Source organism: Desulfolithobacter sp. (assembly GCF_054025815.1).
In genome coordinates, this window is sequence record NZ_JBPMMS010000003.1 from 107,683 (window position 1) to 123,039 (window position 15,357).

At 56.5% G+C, this 15,357-nt stretch carries 14 protein-coding genes and 1 pseudogene; 9 read left to right on the plus strand and 6 right to left on the minus strand.

All coding sequences use genetic code 11. The annotated features are described in order from the left end of the window. Positions 1 to 77 precede the first annotated feature (77 nt). Together ACXJJY_RS00730 and ACXJJY_RS00735 are read left to right on the plus strand one after the other, a co-directional pair. Positions 78 to 1,634: a KamA family radical SAM protein gene (locus ACXJJY_RS00730; protein ID WP_456384682.1), complete on the plus strand. Its 1,557-nt coding sequence runs from the start codon at positions 78 to 80 to the stop codon at positions 1,632 to 1,634. Continuing rightward, positions 1,631 to 2,797 (plus strand): M20 family metallopeptidase, encoded by a 1,167-nt coding sequence (locus ACXJJY_RS00735; RefSeq protein ID WP_456384684.1) that lies wholly within the window; start codon positions 1,631 to 1,633, stop codon positions 2,795 to 2,797. Before ACXJJY_RS00730 ends, ACXJJY_RS00735 begins: the two co-directional genes overlap by 4 nt. A gap of 17 nt (positions 2,798 to 2,814) precedes the next feature. Here ACXJJY_RS00735 and ACXJJY_RS00740 read toward each other — a convergent pair whose 3' ends face one another. The 3 genes from ACXJJY_RS00740 to ACXJJY_RS00750 form a co-directional block, all read right to left on the minus strand. Next, positions 2,815 to 3,324 carry a universal stress protein gene (locus tag ACXJJY_RS00740; RefSeq protein ID WP_456384686.1) on the minus strand — a complete coding sequence of 170 codons (510 nt, stop codon included), beginning with the start codon at positions 3,322 to 3,324 and terminating at the stop codon, positions 2,815 to 2,817. Between the two features lie 123 nt (positions 3,325 to 3,447). Continuing rightward, positions 3,448 to 5,532: a TRAP transporter permease gene (locus ACXJJY_RS00745; protein WP_456384688.1), complete on the minus strand. Its 2,085-nt coding sequence runs from the start codon at positions 5,530 to 5,532 to the stop codon at positions 3,448 to 3,450. Between the two features lie 280 nt (positions 5,533 to 5,812). Further along, entirely contained in the window at positions 5,813 to 6,784 is a 972-nt protein-coding gene (locus ACXJJY_RS00750) for a TAXI family TRAP transporter solute-binding subunit (protein ID WP_456384690.1), read from the minus strand. 252 nt (positions 6,785 to 7,036) lie between these two features. Between ACXJJY_RS00750 and ACXJJY_RS00755 the strand changes: the two genes are divergently transcribed. From ACXJJY_RS00755 to ACXJJY_RS00785, 7 genes are all read left to right on the plus strand, one after another. Continuing rightward, positions 7,037 to 7,330, plus strand: coding sequence for a 4Fe-4S dicluster domain-containing protein (locus ACXJJY_RS00755; protein WP_456384692.1), 294 nt, complete (start codon positions 7,037 to 7,039; stop codon positions 7,328 to 7,330). Then, complete coding sequence (locus ACXJJY_RS00760) at positions 7,323 to 8,459, plus strand: 2-oxoacid:acceptor oxidoreductase subunit alpha (protein ID WP_456384694.1); 1,137 nt, start codon at positions 7,323 to 7,325, stop codon at positions 8,457 to 8,459. Before ACXJJY_RS00755 ends, ACXJJY_RS00760 begins: the two co-directional genes overlap by 8 nt. Positions 8,460 to 8,480: 21 nt before the next feature. Further along, complete coding sequence (locus tag ACXJJY_RS00765) at positions 8,481 to 9,323, plus strand: 2-oxoacid:ferredoxin oxidoreductase subunit beta (protein ID WP_456384696.1); 843 nt, start codon at positions 8,481 to 8,483, stop codon at positions 9,321 to 9,323. Then, positions 9,320 to 9,928: a 2-oxoacid:acceptor oxidoreductase family protein gene (locus ACXJJY_RS00770; RefSeq protein ID WP_456384698.1), complete on the plus strand. Its 609-nt coding sequence runs from the start codon at positions 9,320 to 9,322 to the stop codon at positions 9,926 to 9,928. Before ACXJJY_RS00765 ends, ACXJJY_RS00770 begins: the two co-directional genes overlap by 4 nt. A 1-nt stretch (position 9,929) precedes the next feature. After that, complete coding sequence (locus ACXJJY_RS00775; RefSeq protein WP_456384700.1) at positions 9,930 to 10,505, plus strand: flavodoxin family protein; 576 nt, start codon at positions 9,930 to 9,932, stop codon at positions 10,503 to 10,505. 272 nt (positions 10,506 to 10,777) lie between these two features. Then, complete coding sequence (locus ACXJJY_RS00780) at positions 10,778 to 11,857, plus strand: HAMP domain-containing protein (RefSeq protein ID WP_456384702.1); 1,080 nt, start codon at positions 10,778 to 10,780, stop codon at positions 11,855 to 11,857. A gap of 234 nt (positions 11,858 to 12,091) precedes the next feature. Further along, entirely contained in the window at positions 12,092 to 13,081 is a 990-nt protein-coding gene (locus ACXJJY_RS00785; RefSeq protein WP_456384704.1) for a hypothetical protein, read from the plus strand. A gap of 24 nt (positions 13,082 to 13,105) precedes the next feature. Here ACXJJY_RS00785 and rlmN read toward each other — a convergent pair whose 3' ends face one another. From rlmN to ACXJJY_RS00800, 3 genes and pseudogenes are all read right to left on the minus strand, one after another. After that, positions 13,106 to 14,158: a dual-specificity RNA methyltransferase RlmN gene (rlmN, locus tag ACXJJY_RS00790; protein ID WP_456384706.1), complete on the minus strand. Its 1,053-nt coding sequence runs from the start codon at positions 14,156 to 14,158 to the stop codon at positions 13,106 to 13,108. A gap of 133 nt (positions 14,159 to 14,291) precedes the next feature. Next, positions 14,292 to 15,161 (minus strand): radical SAM protein, encoded by an 870-nt coding sequence (locus ACXJJY_RS00795; RefSeq protein ID WP_456384707.1) that lies wholly within the window; start codon positions 15,159 to 15,161, stop codon positions 14,292 to 14,294. Between the two features lie 88 nt (positions 15,162 to 15,249). Then, positions 15,250 to 15,357: pseudogene (locus ACXJJY_RS00800) on the minus strand (3-phosphoserine/phosphohydroxythreonine aminotransferase); the annotation flags it as partial.

The following is a 15,357-nucleotide window of genomic DNA, read 5'->3' on the forward strand; positions in this document are numbered from 1 at the left end:
CTTTTGATATACCCTTTTTGACCGGTAACAGAACACGACCCAGGGCCGTGTTGCATCCGTCACAGCAGGAGAGGATCATGAGTAACGAAATGGATAGCTACACCACGGAACTAATTGACAGGCTCTATTCCGGAGAAGACAGCGCCAGCCCGGACGACGCCCTGCGCGCGGAAATACACGCCATGATAACCAGGGCCGAAGAGGAGGACCTGACCGGCCCCATCGTCGAACTTTTTGCCCGCCTCAAGGCCCTCCGGGAAGAGGAGAATATTCGTGCGGACAGCCTGGGGCTCAAACGGGAGAGGCTGGAGTCCCTGGCGCGCAAGCACCAGGAAGTCGACGAGCACATGGTTTCCGTCGGCGGACGGGTCGACCGGGCCAGGCCGATTGTCCAGGCCGCCAACGCCAGGGTGGACGCCTACCTGGAGCTCAAGGATCAGGAGGCGCCAAGCGGGATTGAACTGTGGGAGCGTATATTGGAAAACCAGGCTCGGATCCGCCAGGCCCTTGGCATGGATGAGGAGGCCTGGAACACCTTTTCCGGCCAGATTCGCCATGCAATTTCTTCGGTGGAGGAGCTGGCCCGGCTCATCGAGCTGCCCCCGGATGCGGTGGCAGATATTGCCCGGGTGACCAGAAATTACCGAATGAGACTGACGCCCTATTACACCAGCCTGATCATGCCGCGCCTCAACGATCCCATAATGCTGCAGTCCATTCCCACCGGAGAAATGGTCGATAATGCCGGGGTCGAGATTCCGCCTGTGGCCGCCGATCATTCTCCGGCCCGGCTGGTGGACCAGTTTTATCCCCGGGTGGTGACCATCAAGTCGACCAACATGTGTGCCATGTACTGCACCCACTGTCTACGGATCGCCCACATCGGCAAGAAGGACAAAATGTTCTCCAGACAGGCTTATGGAGAGGCACTGGACTACATCCGGGCAAATAAGCGGATTCGCGATGTTCTGGTCACCGGCGGGGACGCCTTTGTTCTGCCCAACTCCCTGCTCAAATGGCTGCTCGACGAGCTCGACTCCATTGACCATGTGCGGCTGAAACGGCTGGGGACCAGGGTCCCGGTGACCGTGCCCATGCGTATCGACGAGGAACTCCTCGATATCCTGGAGAGATCCAATGACCGGAAACCTCTTCGGGTGGTTACCCAGATCAATACGGCCCAGGAAATCACCCCGGTATCCCGAACCGCCTTTAAAAATATCTCCAAAAGGGTCAGTGCAGTGCTCAACCAGGCTGTCCTGCTGCGGGGTATCAACGACTCCCGGGTCAAGATGTGGAAGCTGTGCGAAACCATCCACGAGTCCTATGTGCGTCCCTACTACATCTTCAACTGTTCCTACCGTAACCCCCAGTTCGTCCATTTTCGGGTCCCGGTGGAAAAAGGCCGCGATATTGTTGAATCCATGTACGGCAATATCTCCGGTGATGCCATTCCACGCTACATTGCCACTGCCGGCGGCAAGATTCCCATGCATCGCTCCAACGTGATGGGCCGGCAAGGAAACGAGCTGATCCTGAAAAAACCGTGGTCCGGCGAAGAGGTCCGCTATCCCGATGCCGACCCGGAAGTGTACGGGAACGACAACTTTTCCTTTGCCCGGTACGGAAAATGAGTGTCGATAAGGCCCTGGCCTTTCTGGAGCAGCGTGAACAGTACCTCTTCTCCCTTCTGCGGGACCTGGTCCTCATTTCCAGTCACACCGGCGACAAACCAGGGGTGGACAGGGTCGGGTCGGTCATCCGGAAACAGCTTGAGGGACTTGGGCTGGAACTGCAAACTGTGCCGGTTCGGGAGTTCGGTGACCACCTGGTGTTCCGGACCCGGGCCAGCCACAATCAGCCTTATATCCTGGTAACCGGACACATGGATACGGTGTTTCCGGAAGAGAGCGGTTTTAACTGGTACCGGGAAGACGGACCACGGATACAGGGTCCGGGAGTCATTGACATGAAAGGTGGCCTGGTGACCACCATCGGTGCGATCCAGGCCCTGGCCCGGGCTGGAGTCCTGGAGCAGTTGCCGCTGGTTCTTCTGTTCAACTCCGACGAAGAGATGGGCTCGCCATCTTCCCTCGAACTCATCCAGGATCTGGCCAGAGGGGCGTGCTGCGGGCTGGTCACCGAGTGTGGTGGTCTATCGGGAGAGGTTGTCACCGGGCGGCGGGGCAAAACCGGCTACCGCCTGGAGATCAGTGGCCAGGCCGGACATGCCGCCTTTGCTGACCAAGACAAGGCCAGTGCGGTCCTGGAGCTGGCCCGCAAGATCCTTGCCCTGGAAGAGCTCAACAATCCCGAACAGGGGGTGGTGGTCAATGTGGGGGTCATCAAGGGAGGTACAGGGTCCAACACGGTCCCGGAACAGGCCGAGGCCCTGGTCGACACCCGCTACACCTCCAGGGCGGCAGGCCTGAAACTGAAAGAGAGGATCGGGCGGATCGCTGGAACATGCAAGACTCCAGGGACCACAGCCCGGCTGGAAATCACCGGCCAGCGTCCGGTCCTGGAAGAGAGCACAGCCAACAAGGACCTGTTCACCCTGGCTGTCAAACAGGCAGAAAGGCTTGGCATCAGCATATGTCGTGAAGTTCGCCAGGGGGTCTCGGACGCAAACACCATGGGTGAATACATCCCGGTTCTCGACGGTCTGGGCCCCATCGGGGAGCACGACCACAGCGACAGGGAATACATGCTCAAAGACAGCCTGCCGGTCAGGACTCGCCTTCTGGCAGCTCTGCTGCCGGCCCTGGCGGAAAAATTCGCGACTTCTGCGGCCTGATAATTATCGTTTCCCTGTTACTCGTCCCTGTTGATATCCTTCAGGATACGTTTCCGAAGCCGTCCTGCATTGTGCTCGTCCCGGTAGGAGACAATGGTCACCGGCGAGCGCCGGAAGAGCTTCTCGGCCACCGAGCCGGTGAAGGCGTGGACCAGTTCTGATTTGGCCTTTATCCCCATGACGATCATGTCGACATCTTCCTGGACCGCAAACTTCAGCAGGATTGAAGCCGGCCGGCCCACCTTGAAGACAAAGCGGACGCGTTCCTCGGGGAAATCCACCTTTGTCATCATCTCCTCGAGCATGCCGATACGCTGCTGCTGCAGCTGCTGCAGGTAATGCTCCTCGTCGACCTCGTACCCAAACGAAGTGATCACCTGTACGGTTTCGAGATCCCTTTCATTGATCACATTAATGATGATCAGCTCGGCATCCAGGGGCTTTGCCAGCTTGGCGGCAAACTGGAGAATATCCTGGGAGAACGCCGAGAAGGCCAGGGGAACCATGATTTTCTTGAAGTCTGACATGACTTGTGTCTCTCCGGCAGATAGTAGCTGTGTGTTGTTGTACTGTTCTTTCTTCTTCCCGGGCAAGGGGCATGGGACGGAAGAAACCCGCCGGCACATGCGGAGCAGGCGGGTTCCAGGGCTTCAGACTCGGGACATGACCACCTGACCGCCGGCATCCTCCCTGGTTCGCGGCCGTTGCATGAGATACAATATACCGTACAGGGCCAGGCCGATCAGATAGGTCCAGTAGCGCTGGTCATGGGGCATGCCGAGCCAGGATGCAATCTGATCCGGTCGCATCAGGATAAAAGTGACGCAGAGAAAGAGCGGAATCTCCCATGGTTTGTTTTTGGTAATGAACCACCCCTGGGTGGCCGAAGCAAAGGCAAAGTTCCCTATGCAGGCCATGACAAAAATCAGTATCCCCTGGGTCCAGGAATAAACATTGTGGAGGATAAGGTCTGTGTTGAAAATGAACATGAAGGGCAGGATAGCGGTTCGAATATCATACATGAACCCCTGGATGCCAGTGGCGATAGGCGGGGACTTGGCAATGGCAGCGGCGGCATAGGCAGCCAGGCCCACCGGCGGGGTGTCATCGGCCAGGATACCGAAGTAGAAGCAGAACAGGTGCGCCGCCATGAGCGGAACGATAAAGCCCTGCATGGCGCCGATATTGACAATGGCCGGTGCGGTCAACGAGGCCATGACGATATAGGTCGCGGTGGTGGGCAAGCCCATGCCGATGATCAGGCTGGCAAGAGCGGTGATGACAAGCATCAAAAAGACATTGCCCATGGACAACACGTCGATGATCTCGGAGATCAGGTTGCCAAGACCAAGGGCAACCACGCCGACGATGATACCGGCCGCGGCTGTGGCCAGGGCCACGGCCACCATGTTGCGGGCTCCGGAGGCAAGGGCCCCAAATATCTGAACAATGGCCTTTTGAAAAGCCGGGCCCAGTGGTTTTTTGTTCTTCCAGGCAAGAAAAGGCTCCTGAAAGAGCATGATGATACCCATGACCCAGATGGCATTGAAAGCGGCCAGTTCCGGTGAATGACGGACTACGATCAATTCGTAGAGGAGCATGAACAGGGGCACCAGGTAATGGACACCGGAGAGCAGGGTCTTGAAAAAGGGCGGCAGTTCGCTTTTGGGCAGGCCGCGGATACCGAGCTTGGAGGCTTCGATATGGGAGATGAAGAACAGGGCCGCATAGGAGGCAAAGGCAGGAATGGCGGCAGCCTTGACTACCTCGATATAGGGCACGTTGACGTATTCGGCAATGATAAAAGCGGCTGCGCCCATGATCGGCGGTGCCAGTTGCCCGTCGGTGGAGGCAGCCACTTCGGTGGCCGCGGCCTTGGTGGCAGGATAACCAACCTTTTTCATCATCGGGATTGTGAAGGTGCCGGTGGTGACGATGTTGGCGATCGAGGAACCGGAGACCAGGCCGGTCAGGCCGGAGCCCATGATGGCGGCTTTGGCCGGACCACCCTTGAACCGTCCCAGCAGGCTGAGCGCCAGCTGAATGAAGTAATGGCCGGCGCCGGCCTTGTCCAGCATGGCGCCAAAGAGGACAAAAAGAAAGACAATGGTCGCGGACACGTCCAGGGGTATACCGTATATACCTTCGGTGGACATGGTCATCTGTCCGACAAAACGATTCAACGAAGTTCCCTTGAAAGCGATCAGGTCGGGCATGTAGGGCCCGAGAAAGGCGTAGGCGATAAAACAGGAGCCTATAAAGGGCAGGGCAGGGCCGATGGTCCTCCGGGCTGCCTCCAGCAACAGAAGGACCAGGCCGATTCCGGCCACCAGGTCCATGGTGTTCGGAGCCCCGTACCTGGTGGTGATTCCCTCGTAATCAATCACAATATAGAGGGCCGCCAGGGCTGCAACCAGGGCCAGGAGCATGTCGAGCAGGGGAATTTTTTTATGCTCGGCAAAATATTTAAGGTTGAAATAGGGTTTTTTGAACAGGGGGTAATTCAGAAAGACGATGGTCAGGGCAAAAGCGAGATGGATTGCCCGGATATAGGTCGAATCCAGCAGAATCCACTTGGGCAGGGCCAGCTGAAAAAGAGACCAGCAGACCGCTATGGTTGGTATGAGATATTTCTGCCAGCCCTCCGGCTTTCGCCCGATCCCTTCCTCGGCTTCGGCCAGTTTTCTGGCAACCTCAACTCCGTCATCAACTTTTTCAACTCGAATTTTGCTCATATTCTAGCACCAATCACAATATAACCAAAAAAAAGCGCCGGATCGGCAGTTACCCAAGGCGCCTTGTCAAACAACATGACCCGGAAGAGGCGGCCCCATGCAAAACCATCCCTGACTGCGGGGACAGTGGGGGGGGGAGACGTTGGCTTTCCTGGCGAGCCGCGACTTTCTACGGTCTGGGTCGGACTCCGTTTTCCGGGCACCGGTGCAGGTGCCCGGAAAACGATTCCCGACACGGAAAACCGGCGACAGGTGAAACTGCCGCCGGCGGGAGCGCGGATTATTTCATCAAGCCAACTTCCTTAAAGTACTTCACAGCGCCAGGATGCAGCGGTGCGGACAAACCTTCAAGCATGGACTCTTTGGTCAGAGTGGAGTAGGCAGGATGCAGTTTCTTGAACTCGTCAAAGTTGTCAAACACTTCCTTGGTGATGGCATAGACAACGTCATCGGGCACCTTGGCGCTGGTCACCAGAGTAGCCTTTACACCAAAGGTGGGTACATCCTTGTCGTTCTGGGCTCCGGGGTACATGACCACCGGAATGACCGACTTGGCGTAATAGGGATACTTGGCCAGGAGCTTGTCGATACCGGTGATGGAGGCAAAACGTACCTTGCGGGCGCCGGATGTTGCTTCCTTGATGGCTCCGGAGGGATGGCCGACGGTGTAGAAAAAGGCGTCAATCCGGCCGTCCTGCAGCAGACCCGGGGCCTCGGAGGCCTTGGCGCTTTCAGCCTTCAGGTCTTTCTTGTAGTCGATACCCACGGTCTCCAGGGCGTCAATGGCGTTCTGGCGCTGACCGGATCCGGGGTTGCCGATATTGACCTTCTTGCCTTTCAGGTCACGAATATCCGCAATGCCGGCATCCACCGCGGCCACCAGGGTCACAGACTCGGGGTGAATGGAGAATACGGCCCTCAGGTCTTTCTGCGGTCCCTTCTTTTCCCACTCGGCCAGCCCGTGGACGGCCTGGTACTGGCGGTCGGACTGGGCGATACCAAACTCCAGGTCACCACTCATGACGGCATTGATGTTGAACACCGAGCCGCCGGTGGACTCGACAGTGGCCCGAATACCGTACTGCTTTTTCTTTTTGTTCACCATCTTGGCGATGGCACCGCCGGTGGGATAATAGACACCGGTGATGCCGCCGGTACCGATGGTGACAAAGGTTGTCTTTGCCTGGGCCGTGGCAAGGGTGAACAGCATGACTGCTCCCAGTGCAACTGTCGCTAAAATTCCTCGCTTCATACGTACCTCCTGATGAATTTGATGAGGGGTTTTGGGTGTTGCTTGGTTACCATTTTTCTATATTAAACAAACCACCAATTGGCAAGCGAATCATCACCCTCAAAAAAGAAAGAATCAAGCTTTAGATTCTCTTGCTTTTTTTTGGGAGAGCCTGTATTGCGGAACTATCGACAACCCACAAAAAAGGCCTGGCCCGAGGCGGTTCCACAGGGGCGGATTCCGAACCAAAAGGCCGGCCGGAGAAAAGAGACCATGGCAAACAAAACTCAAACCGATTCAGGCTCTGCCTGCAAAAAGAAAACAATCCGGAAAACAGGTAAAACAAGAGAGAAGTATGATGTTTCTTTCTATCTTGCCTGGTGCAAGGCCTGCGGCATCTGCATCGCTTTCTGTCCTCAGAAGATCATTGCAGCGGATAAGAACGGCAAACCCTGCATGACCGACTCTGATCGCTGTGTCGGCTGCCGTTTCTGCGAAATCCACTGTCCTGATTTTGCCATCACCGTGTCTGACCGGACACCCAAGAGGAGGAAGAACGATGTCTGAGACCAACAACCGCCGACTGCTGCAGGGCAATGAGGCCATTGTCCACGGGGCCCTGGCCGCCGGCTGCCGTTTTTTTGCCGGCTACCCCATCACTCCGGCTTCTGAAATAGCCGAGCAGCTCTCCGTCATGCTGCCCGGTGTGGACGGCACCTTTATCCAGATGGAGGATGAAATTGCCTCCATAGGCGCGGTTATCGGCGCCTCGCTGGCCGGGGCCAAGGCCATGACCGCCACCTCGGGGCCCGGTTTTTCCCTGATGCAGGAAAACCTGGGCTTTGCCTGCGTGGCCGAAGTGCCGTGCGTTATCGTCAATGTCATGCGCGGAGGACCGTCCACCGGGTTGCCAACCTGTCCGGCCCAGGGCGACGTCCAGATGGCCCGCTGGGGCACCCATGGCGATCATCCGATCATTGTTCTTGCTGTCTCTTCGGTAAGCGATTCCTTTTCCATCACGGTCAAGGCCTTTAACCTCTCGGAAAAATACCGGGTTCCGGTCATCCTGCTTTCTGACGAGGTAGTGGCCCATACCCGTGAGTGCGTGGAGCTGCCCGACCAGGGTGATATCAAGGTGGTTGACCGTATCCGGCCGAGCATGCCGCCGGACTGGTACAAACCGTATGAGGGAGATACCCGCGGGGTTCCGCCCATGGCGCCCTTTGGCGAAGGGTACCGCCATCATGTCACCGGTCTGATCCATGATGAACTGGGTTTTCCCACTCAGAACAGCCGCGAGATCGAGGCTTTCCACGAGCGGATCACCCAGAAGATCTGCCGCGGTTTTCCAGAGATCCAGATGACCAAGGGCTATATGATCGACGACGCCGAAGTGGTGGTCATTGCCTATGGTTCCGTGACCAGGCCTGCAATGCGCGCAGTCCAGGAGGCCCGGGAAAACGGGGTCAAGGCCGGATTGCTGCAACTCATCACCCTGTTTCCCTTTCCACGCCGGACGGTAAGCCCGCTCCTCCAGCAGTGCCGGGCCGTGCTGGTTCCGGAGATGAACCTGGGCCAGATCAGCCGTGAGGTACAGCGGGTGAACCAATATGACTGTCGGGTCGTCAAGCACAACCGGGTCGATGGCCAGTTCATCACTCCCATGGAAATTTTCAAGAAACTCGTCAAACTTTAAGCGAGAGAGAGGATACATATCATGCCTATTTCGGCCCAGGCGCTCCGCCACGAATATCTGCGCCATAACAAGAAATTTCCCCACGTATGGTGTCCGGGCTGCGGCAACGGCATCGTCATGGGTGCCCTGCTCCGTGCCATCTCCAGGCTGGAGCTCAGCAAGGACGAAGTGGTGCTGGCTTCGGGGATCGGCTGTTCCGGCCGCATGCCGACCTACCTGGACTTCAATACCCTGCACACCACCCATGGCCGTGCCCTTACCTTTGCCACCGGAGTCAAACTGGCCAACCCGGCCCTCAACGTGATCACCATCATGGGGGACGGCGACGCCACCGCCATTGGTGGCAACCACTTTATCCATGCGGCCAGGCGCAACCTGAACCTGACCGCGATCATCATCAACAATTCCATCTATGGTATGACCGGAGGACAGTACTCGCCGACCACGCCCTTTGGTTCCAGGTCTACCACGTCGGTGTATGGGCACATCGAGCATGACTTTTCCATCGCCGAACTGGCCGTCACCGCCGGGGCCTCCTTTGTTGCCCGCTCAACGGTCTATCACGCCGATCTCATGGACCGGCTCATCGAGCAGGCGATCGCCAAACGTGGGTTTGCCGTGGTCGAGGTGATCTCCAACTGCCACATCCAGTACGGCCGCCGCAACAAGCTTGGCGGAGCAGTGGATATGCTCAGGAGTTTCAAGGAAAACGCGGTCACCATTCAGAAGGCGTCAACGCTCAAACCCGAGGAGCTGGAGGGAAAAATCACCATCGGCGTGCTGGCCGACCGTGATCTGCCCATCTCCACCGAAGAGTACAAAAAGGTGCGGGAGAAGGCCCGGGCGGCAAGGAGGCAGAAATGAAGAAGAAACATGAAGCCAAAAAGAGAGAGCGTTACGAAGTCCGGTTCTCGGGTTCGGGCGGCCAGGGCTTGATCACCGCGGCCGTGGTTTTTGCCGAAGCGGTGGGAGTCTATGACGGAAAATATGTCTGCCAGACCCAGAGTTACGGTCCCGAGGCCCGGGGCGGCAAGAGCAAGGCTGAAGTGGTGATCAGCGATTCTCCCATCGATTACCCCAAGGCCCTGGAACTCGACCTGCTGCTGGCCATGAACCAGGCCGCCTGCGACGCCTATTTCTATGACCTGAAACCAAACGGTCTTCTCATCGTCGATTCCTACCTGGTGGAGCAGTATCCCACCAGCCGGATCATCACCATTCCCTTTACCCAGATCGCCCGCGATGAGATCGGCCGGGAACTGGTGGCCAACATGGTGGCCCTTGGCGCCGTGGGCCTGCTCTGCGGACTGGTCAACCTGGACAACCTGGAAAAGGCCCTGCTGGCCAGGGTTCCGCCGGGAACCGAGGAGATGAACTCAAAGGCACTCAAACGGGGGATCGAGGAGGCGGCCAGGATAGACCTCAGTAGCCTGCCCCGATCAATCATGAGCGAAGACGAGGAGGTGTAATATGAAAGTTGTGGCGTTCAACGGCAGTGCCCGCAAGGATGGCAATACTGCTATGCTGATCGGTTATGTGTTCGAGGAACTGGAAAAAGAGGGGATCGAGACCGAGCTCGTTCAATTGGCCGGTGAACATCCCCACGGCTGCATAGCCTGTTACTCCTGTTTCAAGAATAAGGACCGCAGATGCGCGGTTACGACCGACTGCATCAACGAGTGCATCGAGAAGATGGAATCGGCCGACGGCATCATCCTGGCCTCGCCAACCTATTTCGCCGATCTGTCCACCGAGCTCAAGGCCCTCATCGACCGGTGCGGCATGGTCTCCCGGGCCAACGGCGACATGTACCGGCGCAAGGTGGGAGCGGCGGTGGTGGCCCGGCGTCGGGGTGGGGCCATTCACGTCTTTGACTCCATCAACCATTTCTTCACCATCGGCCAGATGATCATCGTCGGTTCGTCCTACTGGAATATCGGCATCGGCCGGGACAAGGGGGAGGTGGCCGGTGATGAGGAAGGTGTGACGACCATGCGTAATCTCGGCCGAAACATGGCCTGGTTGCTGAAAAAAATCCAGTCCTGATTTCTGTCTTTTTTCTGCCTGGGTCCCGGCGGCGGTTTCGTCGCCGGGACCCGGTTTTTTTCTTGTTTCCTTTCTTCAAGTCATTGGTCTGACTCGTCCTGGAGCCGGTTATATCCTGCGCTCTCCAGGGATTTCCATATTCCCATGTTTTTAATTGACCATAATTTTGCCAAAACATATAACTGACAGTAGAGATCATCATTTCCCACTATCAATGGCGATAAACCCTACTGCATGTTTGGATAACCTGTTGCGGGACAAGGAGGAACTTTATGCTGGTTATCTGCGAGGAGTGCGCTAAAAAATACAACATCGATGAAACACGGATGAAAGGGGACCGGGCCCGGTTCACCTGCCGCCAATGCGGACACCTGATCATCGTGGAAAAGCCGGCACTCCGTGAAACCACTCCACCTGTTCAGAAACCGGATTCCGCTGCCAGGGGCGAGGGGGTTCATGCAGAAAAGAAAAACAAAAAGGACAGCAAACAGAACCAGGGAGCCGATCCCAGGGAATCTTCTCCAGCTCCGGAAGCGGTAAAGAGTGATAACCCCGGACCTGTTCTAGCTAACCGCGATCTGGGAATCCCCATCTCTGCCTATCTTCTGCTGGCTTTCTTTGTCGGTGTTGCCTCCGTCTCTACCGCCCTGGCGTATATCTCCATGCAATATATACCACAGTTGGTCAACGAGCAGGTCGGGCTGCGGACCGCGGCCATTGCCGTGGCCTTTAAGGATTCTGTCAGTAAACCGCTGCTGATCCGTGACCAGCAGCAACTGGATAAAGAGATGAAACAGATCAGCCTCCTGCCCGGAGTCGCATATGCGGCAGTGGTTAACGACCGCGGCCTGGTGGTGGCTGGTTTTTTCAGTGATCCTGAACGATTTTCCCATGAATTTGCAGCCGGAATACGGGAAAGTGGTTTCCCCAGGACCATTATCGAGCACAACAGGCTCAAAGAGGGTCGGCTGCAACAGGATGCCGTGGTGCTGGTCGAGGGCCAGCGGATCCATGACTATGCCCTGGCCCTCAATGAAACCGGTGGCGAAATTCACGTTGGCGCCTATGGAGCTGACATCAAAAAAAGCTTGAGAAACTCCCTGTTTTCCTCATCTTCACTGTCTTTTATCGGCCTGATTCTGGGCAGTGGAATCCTGATTTTTCTTCTCCTGACCAGGGCCATTTCCAAACCCCTGCAGGAACTGACAGAGGTTGTCAACCGAATCAGCCTCGGAGAGGTGGATCTGGTGGTTACATCAAGAGGGCCAAGGGAAATCCGGGAACTTGCCCTGGCCTTCGAGAGGATGCGTTATTCCATAAAAGCCGCTATTGAGAGGCTGCGCAGCCGCTGATCTTTTGACCTTTTTTCATGCTCTTCCTCAACAATGCATGCACGCCGCCACGGTCCTGATTCTGTGCTCATGGCCGTTTCAGGAGGAACTTTCAGGAAACAGCACGCTCCCGGCCGGATAATCAGAAACCAACAGCACCAGGATCGACCAGGTCACAGTCTCGGTTCCAAAACGTTGGCCTGAACCGGAACCGGCATATCACAACAACCATCGCTCAAGAAGACAACTTGGCCCATGCTTATCCCAAAGGAAAAACCACACCTCACAGGCCTCAACAGCTATTATCTCCAGATCGACAAGTTTGTCGAGCATCTCCAGGGTGAAATAGGCAGCGGTTGTATCTATTGCCGGGCCGTTGACCAGGAACTGTTGATCTATTTCGATGAACAGGAAATTATCCGCGGTATTGTGCAGGATGATGGTGGACCTTCAAGGGTATCTCCCTCACTGGAACCTGTACTCAAGGCTCTGAAAGCCAAGAATTTTTTGGTCAGCGTTTATTACCTGGACCCCAACGCGATTTTTTTCTGGAGCCAGATGGGGCCATTTCGCCGGGCCAGGAACCTGCTCACATCCAGAGACATCGGCCTGCCTGAACTCCTGTACCGCCTGGAACAAAAAAAATTTTCCGGGTTTGTCGATGTAGAGCTGCAAAACGACGACGGTGGACTGATTTTTTTCCACAAGGGGCGACGCATCGGTGGCTCCTATTCCTGGGGACAGGGCGGGTTGAATCCGGCCAGCGAGGCATGCCAGGACCTGGTAGAGCGGTTGAGCGAAACCGAAGCCATCTACAGGGTGGGACATTTTCAAAAAGAACAGGTGGAACCAGAGGTCCGAACAGGGGATCCTGTCCTGAAAAAGCCCGTGGATCCGCCACCCTTTGCCGACCTGGTCACTGCCCTGGAGGAGTTTCTTGAAATTTATGGCCGGATCATGAAAAGACGCAGCCGGCAGGACCCTGTCATCCTTCTCAAGCAATGTTTTCTCGACCATCTGGACGAATACCCCTTTCTCGACCCCTTCAGCTCGCCGTTTCAGTACGAAAACAACCGGGTGAGCCTGGGTGACGAGACCAGGGGACAGGAGATTGCCGAAGCAGTGGTCGACTGTGCCTGGGAGGTGGCCTCCCGCCACCGGGCAGAAAAAAAATTCAGGGCCGAGTTGGACAAGTGGGCATACCGGTCGGCCCTGGAAGATCGCGGTATCGCCGTGGAACGGTAACAGCCAGGGATATGGAGGAAAGGCTTAAACCGACGAGGTAGTGTGTCTGCCTGCAAGCTGGCCGCAGGCAGCGAGAATATCTTCGCCCCGGCTGTGGCGGATGAACACGGAAAAGCCGTGTCTGCGCAGGATTTGTTGAAATTGCAGCATCCTCTCCCGGCCCGGACTGCGAAACTCCTCATTATCAGTGGCATTCACTGCCAACAGGTTGATCTTGCTGGGAACCCCGCGCAGGAGCCGGGCCAGTTTTTTCGCGGTCTCGTCCGAATCGTTGATACCGGCAAGCATGGTGTACTCAAACATGATCCGCTGCCGTTTTTTCATTGGAAAATTTTTGCATGCCTCGATGAGCTCGGCCAGAGGGTACCGATCGTTCACAGGCATGAGGCGGCTGCGGGTCACGTCATCGGCCGCGTGCAGGGAGACCGCCAGGTTCACATCCGTGGCCCGGCCCAGTTCCATCATCTGCGGAATCAGCCCACAGGTGGAGACCGTAATCCGTCGGCTGGCGAAATCAAGCCCCCGTTGCTCTGTGAGGATGGAAAGCGCTGTGAGCAAATTTTTCAGATTGGCCAACGGCTCTCCCATACCCATAAAGACCAGGTTGGTCAACCTGCCCCGGTCGTGTTCAAGCATCCAGTCGCGGACTGCGCAGACCTGGTTGACGATCTCGGCCGGCTGCAGGTTGCGGGTAAATCCCATGCTTCCGGTCATGCAGAACCGACAGCCCATGGCGCAGCCGGCTTGGGACGAAACACAGAGCGTGTTGCGGCCTTCGTCGGGGATGAGAACCGATTCAATGACAAAGCCGTCTTTAAGCCGAAACCCGAACTTGGCCGATCCATCCCGGGACTGCTGGACAATGGGCTCTGTGAAACGGCTGATCCGTGCATGATGTCCCAGGGCTGTCCGGAACTCTTTGGCCAGATCGGTCATCTGAGAAAAGCCTGTAATTTTAGGACGATACAGCCAGGAAAGAATCTGTCGGCCGCGGAAGGCCGGTTGACCCAGAGATTCGACAAACCGAATCAGGCCCTGTTGATCAAGATTTTTGAGATCGGTAATTTCTTGTTTCATTTTTTTTATTTTGATTACCACCAAAACTCGAAAAGGCAAACATCGCCTTGCTCTGCAAAAACTGCTGGTCCGGGAGTATCAGTGATGAGTTTTGCGGATAATCATTTTTGCTGTCTATTTCATGCTCCCCTGGCTACAGCGTTCTGAGTGGTTCCGGTTTCAGGTCCAGGTGTCCCTTCAGAGCCTTATCGATAATGGCAAGGAATTTTTCCCGGTCGCGGGGAAGACGTCCGTCCAGGTTGAAATAGTTGGAAGCATGATTGGCCTGGAACTGGGCCCGTTTGACCTCGATGGCCGCGATCAGGGTCCGCAGCTCGGCAAAAAGCTGGATCGGCGGCGGCAGGACAAAGCGGCCATCGGCCGCGGCCTGGCCAAGCTCGGTCTCCTCGAGGACCATCAGGGTCAGGACCGCGATCTGGTGGGGTTCCATCAGGCCAAGAACCCGGGCTGTGGCCAGGGCATGTTGCCTTGACCGTTCGACTCCGCCAAGACCGAGCAGACAGGTGACCGAGAGAAAAAGACCCGCCTCCCGCACCAGCAGCCCTGCCCGGACCATGGACCGGGCATCGGCGCCCTTGTTCACAGCCTCAAGAACGATGTCGTCCCCACTTTCAAGTCCCATGTATATCCGGCCAAGTCCCAGTGAGCGCAGTTCACGCAGCTGGTCCACGTGCAAACGAAGGATATCGCGACAGTTGGCATACAGGCTGATCCGGCGGACCCAGGGCATCCTGGCCCTTATCTGACCAAGAAGTTCCACCAGTCGGGCATGGGGCAGAACCAGCACATCGCCGTCAGCCAGAAACACTGTCTTTTGACGCCGGCAGTATCGGGCGGCAAAGGCGATATCCCGAGTAATGGTCTGCCGGTCCTTGACCCGAAAAGTCTTGTCGCGGTAAGCACCGCAAAACGTGCACCGGTTATGGGAACAGCCTACGGTGACCTGAAGTATGATGGAACCGGCTTCGGATGGAGGCCGGATGATGGTTCCTTCGTACTGCACAAAATACCTCGAGGATTGCCGGAGGAAGATCGTTTTTTCCTGTCAGGAGAAAGAAAAACAAGAAAAAAGAAAAAAGAAAAAACAGATCTCAGCCGTTTTCCCTGGCGAACCGGTCCATGAAATCCACCAGCTTTTCCACCCCTTCGCGGGGAAAGGAGTTATAGATAGAGGCACGGCATCCGCCGATGGAGCGATG

Coding starts and splice junctions, on each gene's coding strand:
- ACXJJY_RS00745 (WP_456384688.1), bottom strand. CDS start 5,532: ATGAGCAAAATTCGAGTTGAAAAAGTTGATGACGGAGTTGAGGTTGCC.
- ACXJJY_RS00755 (WP_456384692.1), top strand. CDS start 7,037: ATGGCAAACAAAACTCAAACCGATTCAGGCTCTGCCTGCAAAAAGAAA.
- ACXJJY_RS00780 (WP_456384702.1), top strand. CDS start 10,778: ATGCTGGTTATCTGCGAGGAGTGCGCTAAAAAATACAACATCGATGAA.
- ACXJJY_RS00785 (WP_456384704.1), top strand. CDS start 12,092: ATGCTTATCCCAAAGGAAAAACCACACCTCACAGGCCTCAACAGCTAT.
- ACXJJY_RS00740 (WP_456384686.1), bottom strand. CDS start 3,324: ATGTCAGACTTCAAGAAAATCATGGTTCCCCTGGCCTTCTCGGCGTTC.
- ACXJJY_RS00775 (WP_456384700.1), top strand. CDS start 9,930: ATGAAAGTTGTGGCGTTCAACGGCAGTGCCCGCAAGGATGGCAATACT.
- ACXJJY_RS00735 (WP_456384684.1), top strand. CDS start 1,631: ATGAGTGTCGATAAGGCCCTGGCCTTTCTGGAGCAGCGTGAACAGTAC.
- ACXJJY_RS00750 (WP_456384690.1), bottom strand. CDS start 6,784: ATGAAGCGAGGAATTTTAGCGACAGTTGCACTGGGAGCAGTCATGCTG.
- ACXJJY_RS00730 (WP_456384682.1), top strand. CDS start 78: ATGAGTAACGAAATGGATAGCTACACCACGGAACTAATTGACAGGCTC.
- ACXJJY_RS00770 (WP_456384698.1), top strand. CDS start 9,320: ATGAAGAAGAAACATGAAGCCAAAAAGAGAGAGCGTTACGAAGTCCGG.
- rlmN (WP_456384706.1), bottom strand. CDS start 14,158: ATGAAACAAGAAATTACCGATCTCAAAAATCTTGATCAACAGGGCCTG.
- ACXJJY_RS00765 (WP_456384696.1), top strand. CDS start 8,481: ATGCCTATTTCGGCCCAGGCGCTCCGCCACGAATATCTGCGCCATAAC.
- ACXJJY_RS00760 (WP_456384694.1), top strand. CDS start 7,323: ATGTCTGAGACCAACAACCGCCGACTGCTGCAGGGCAATGAGGCCATT.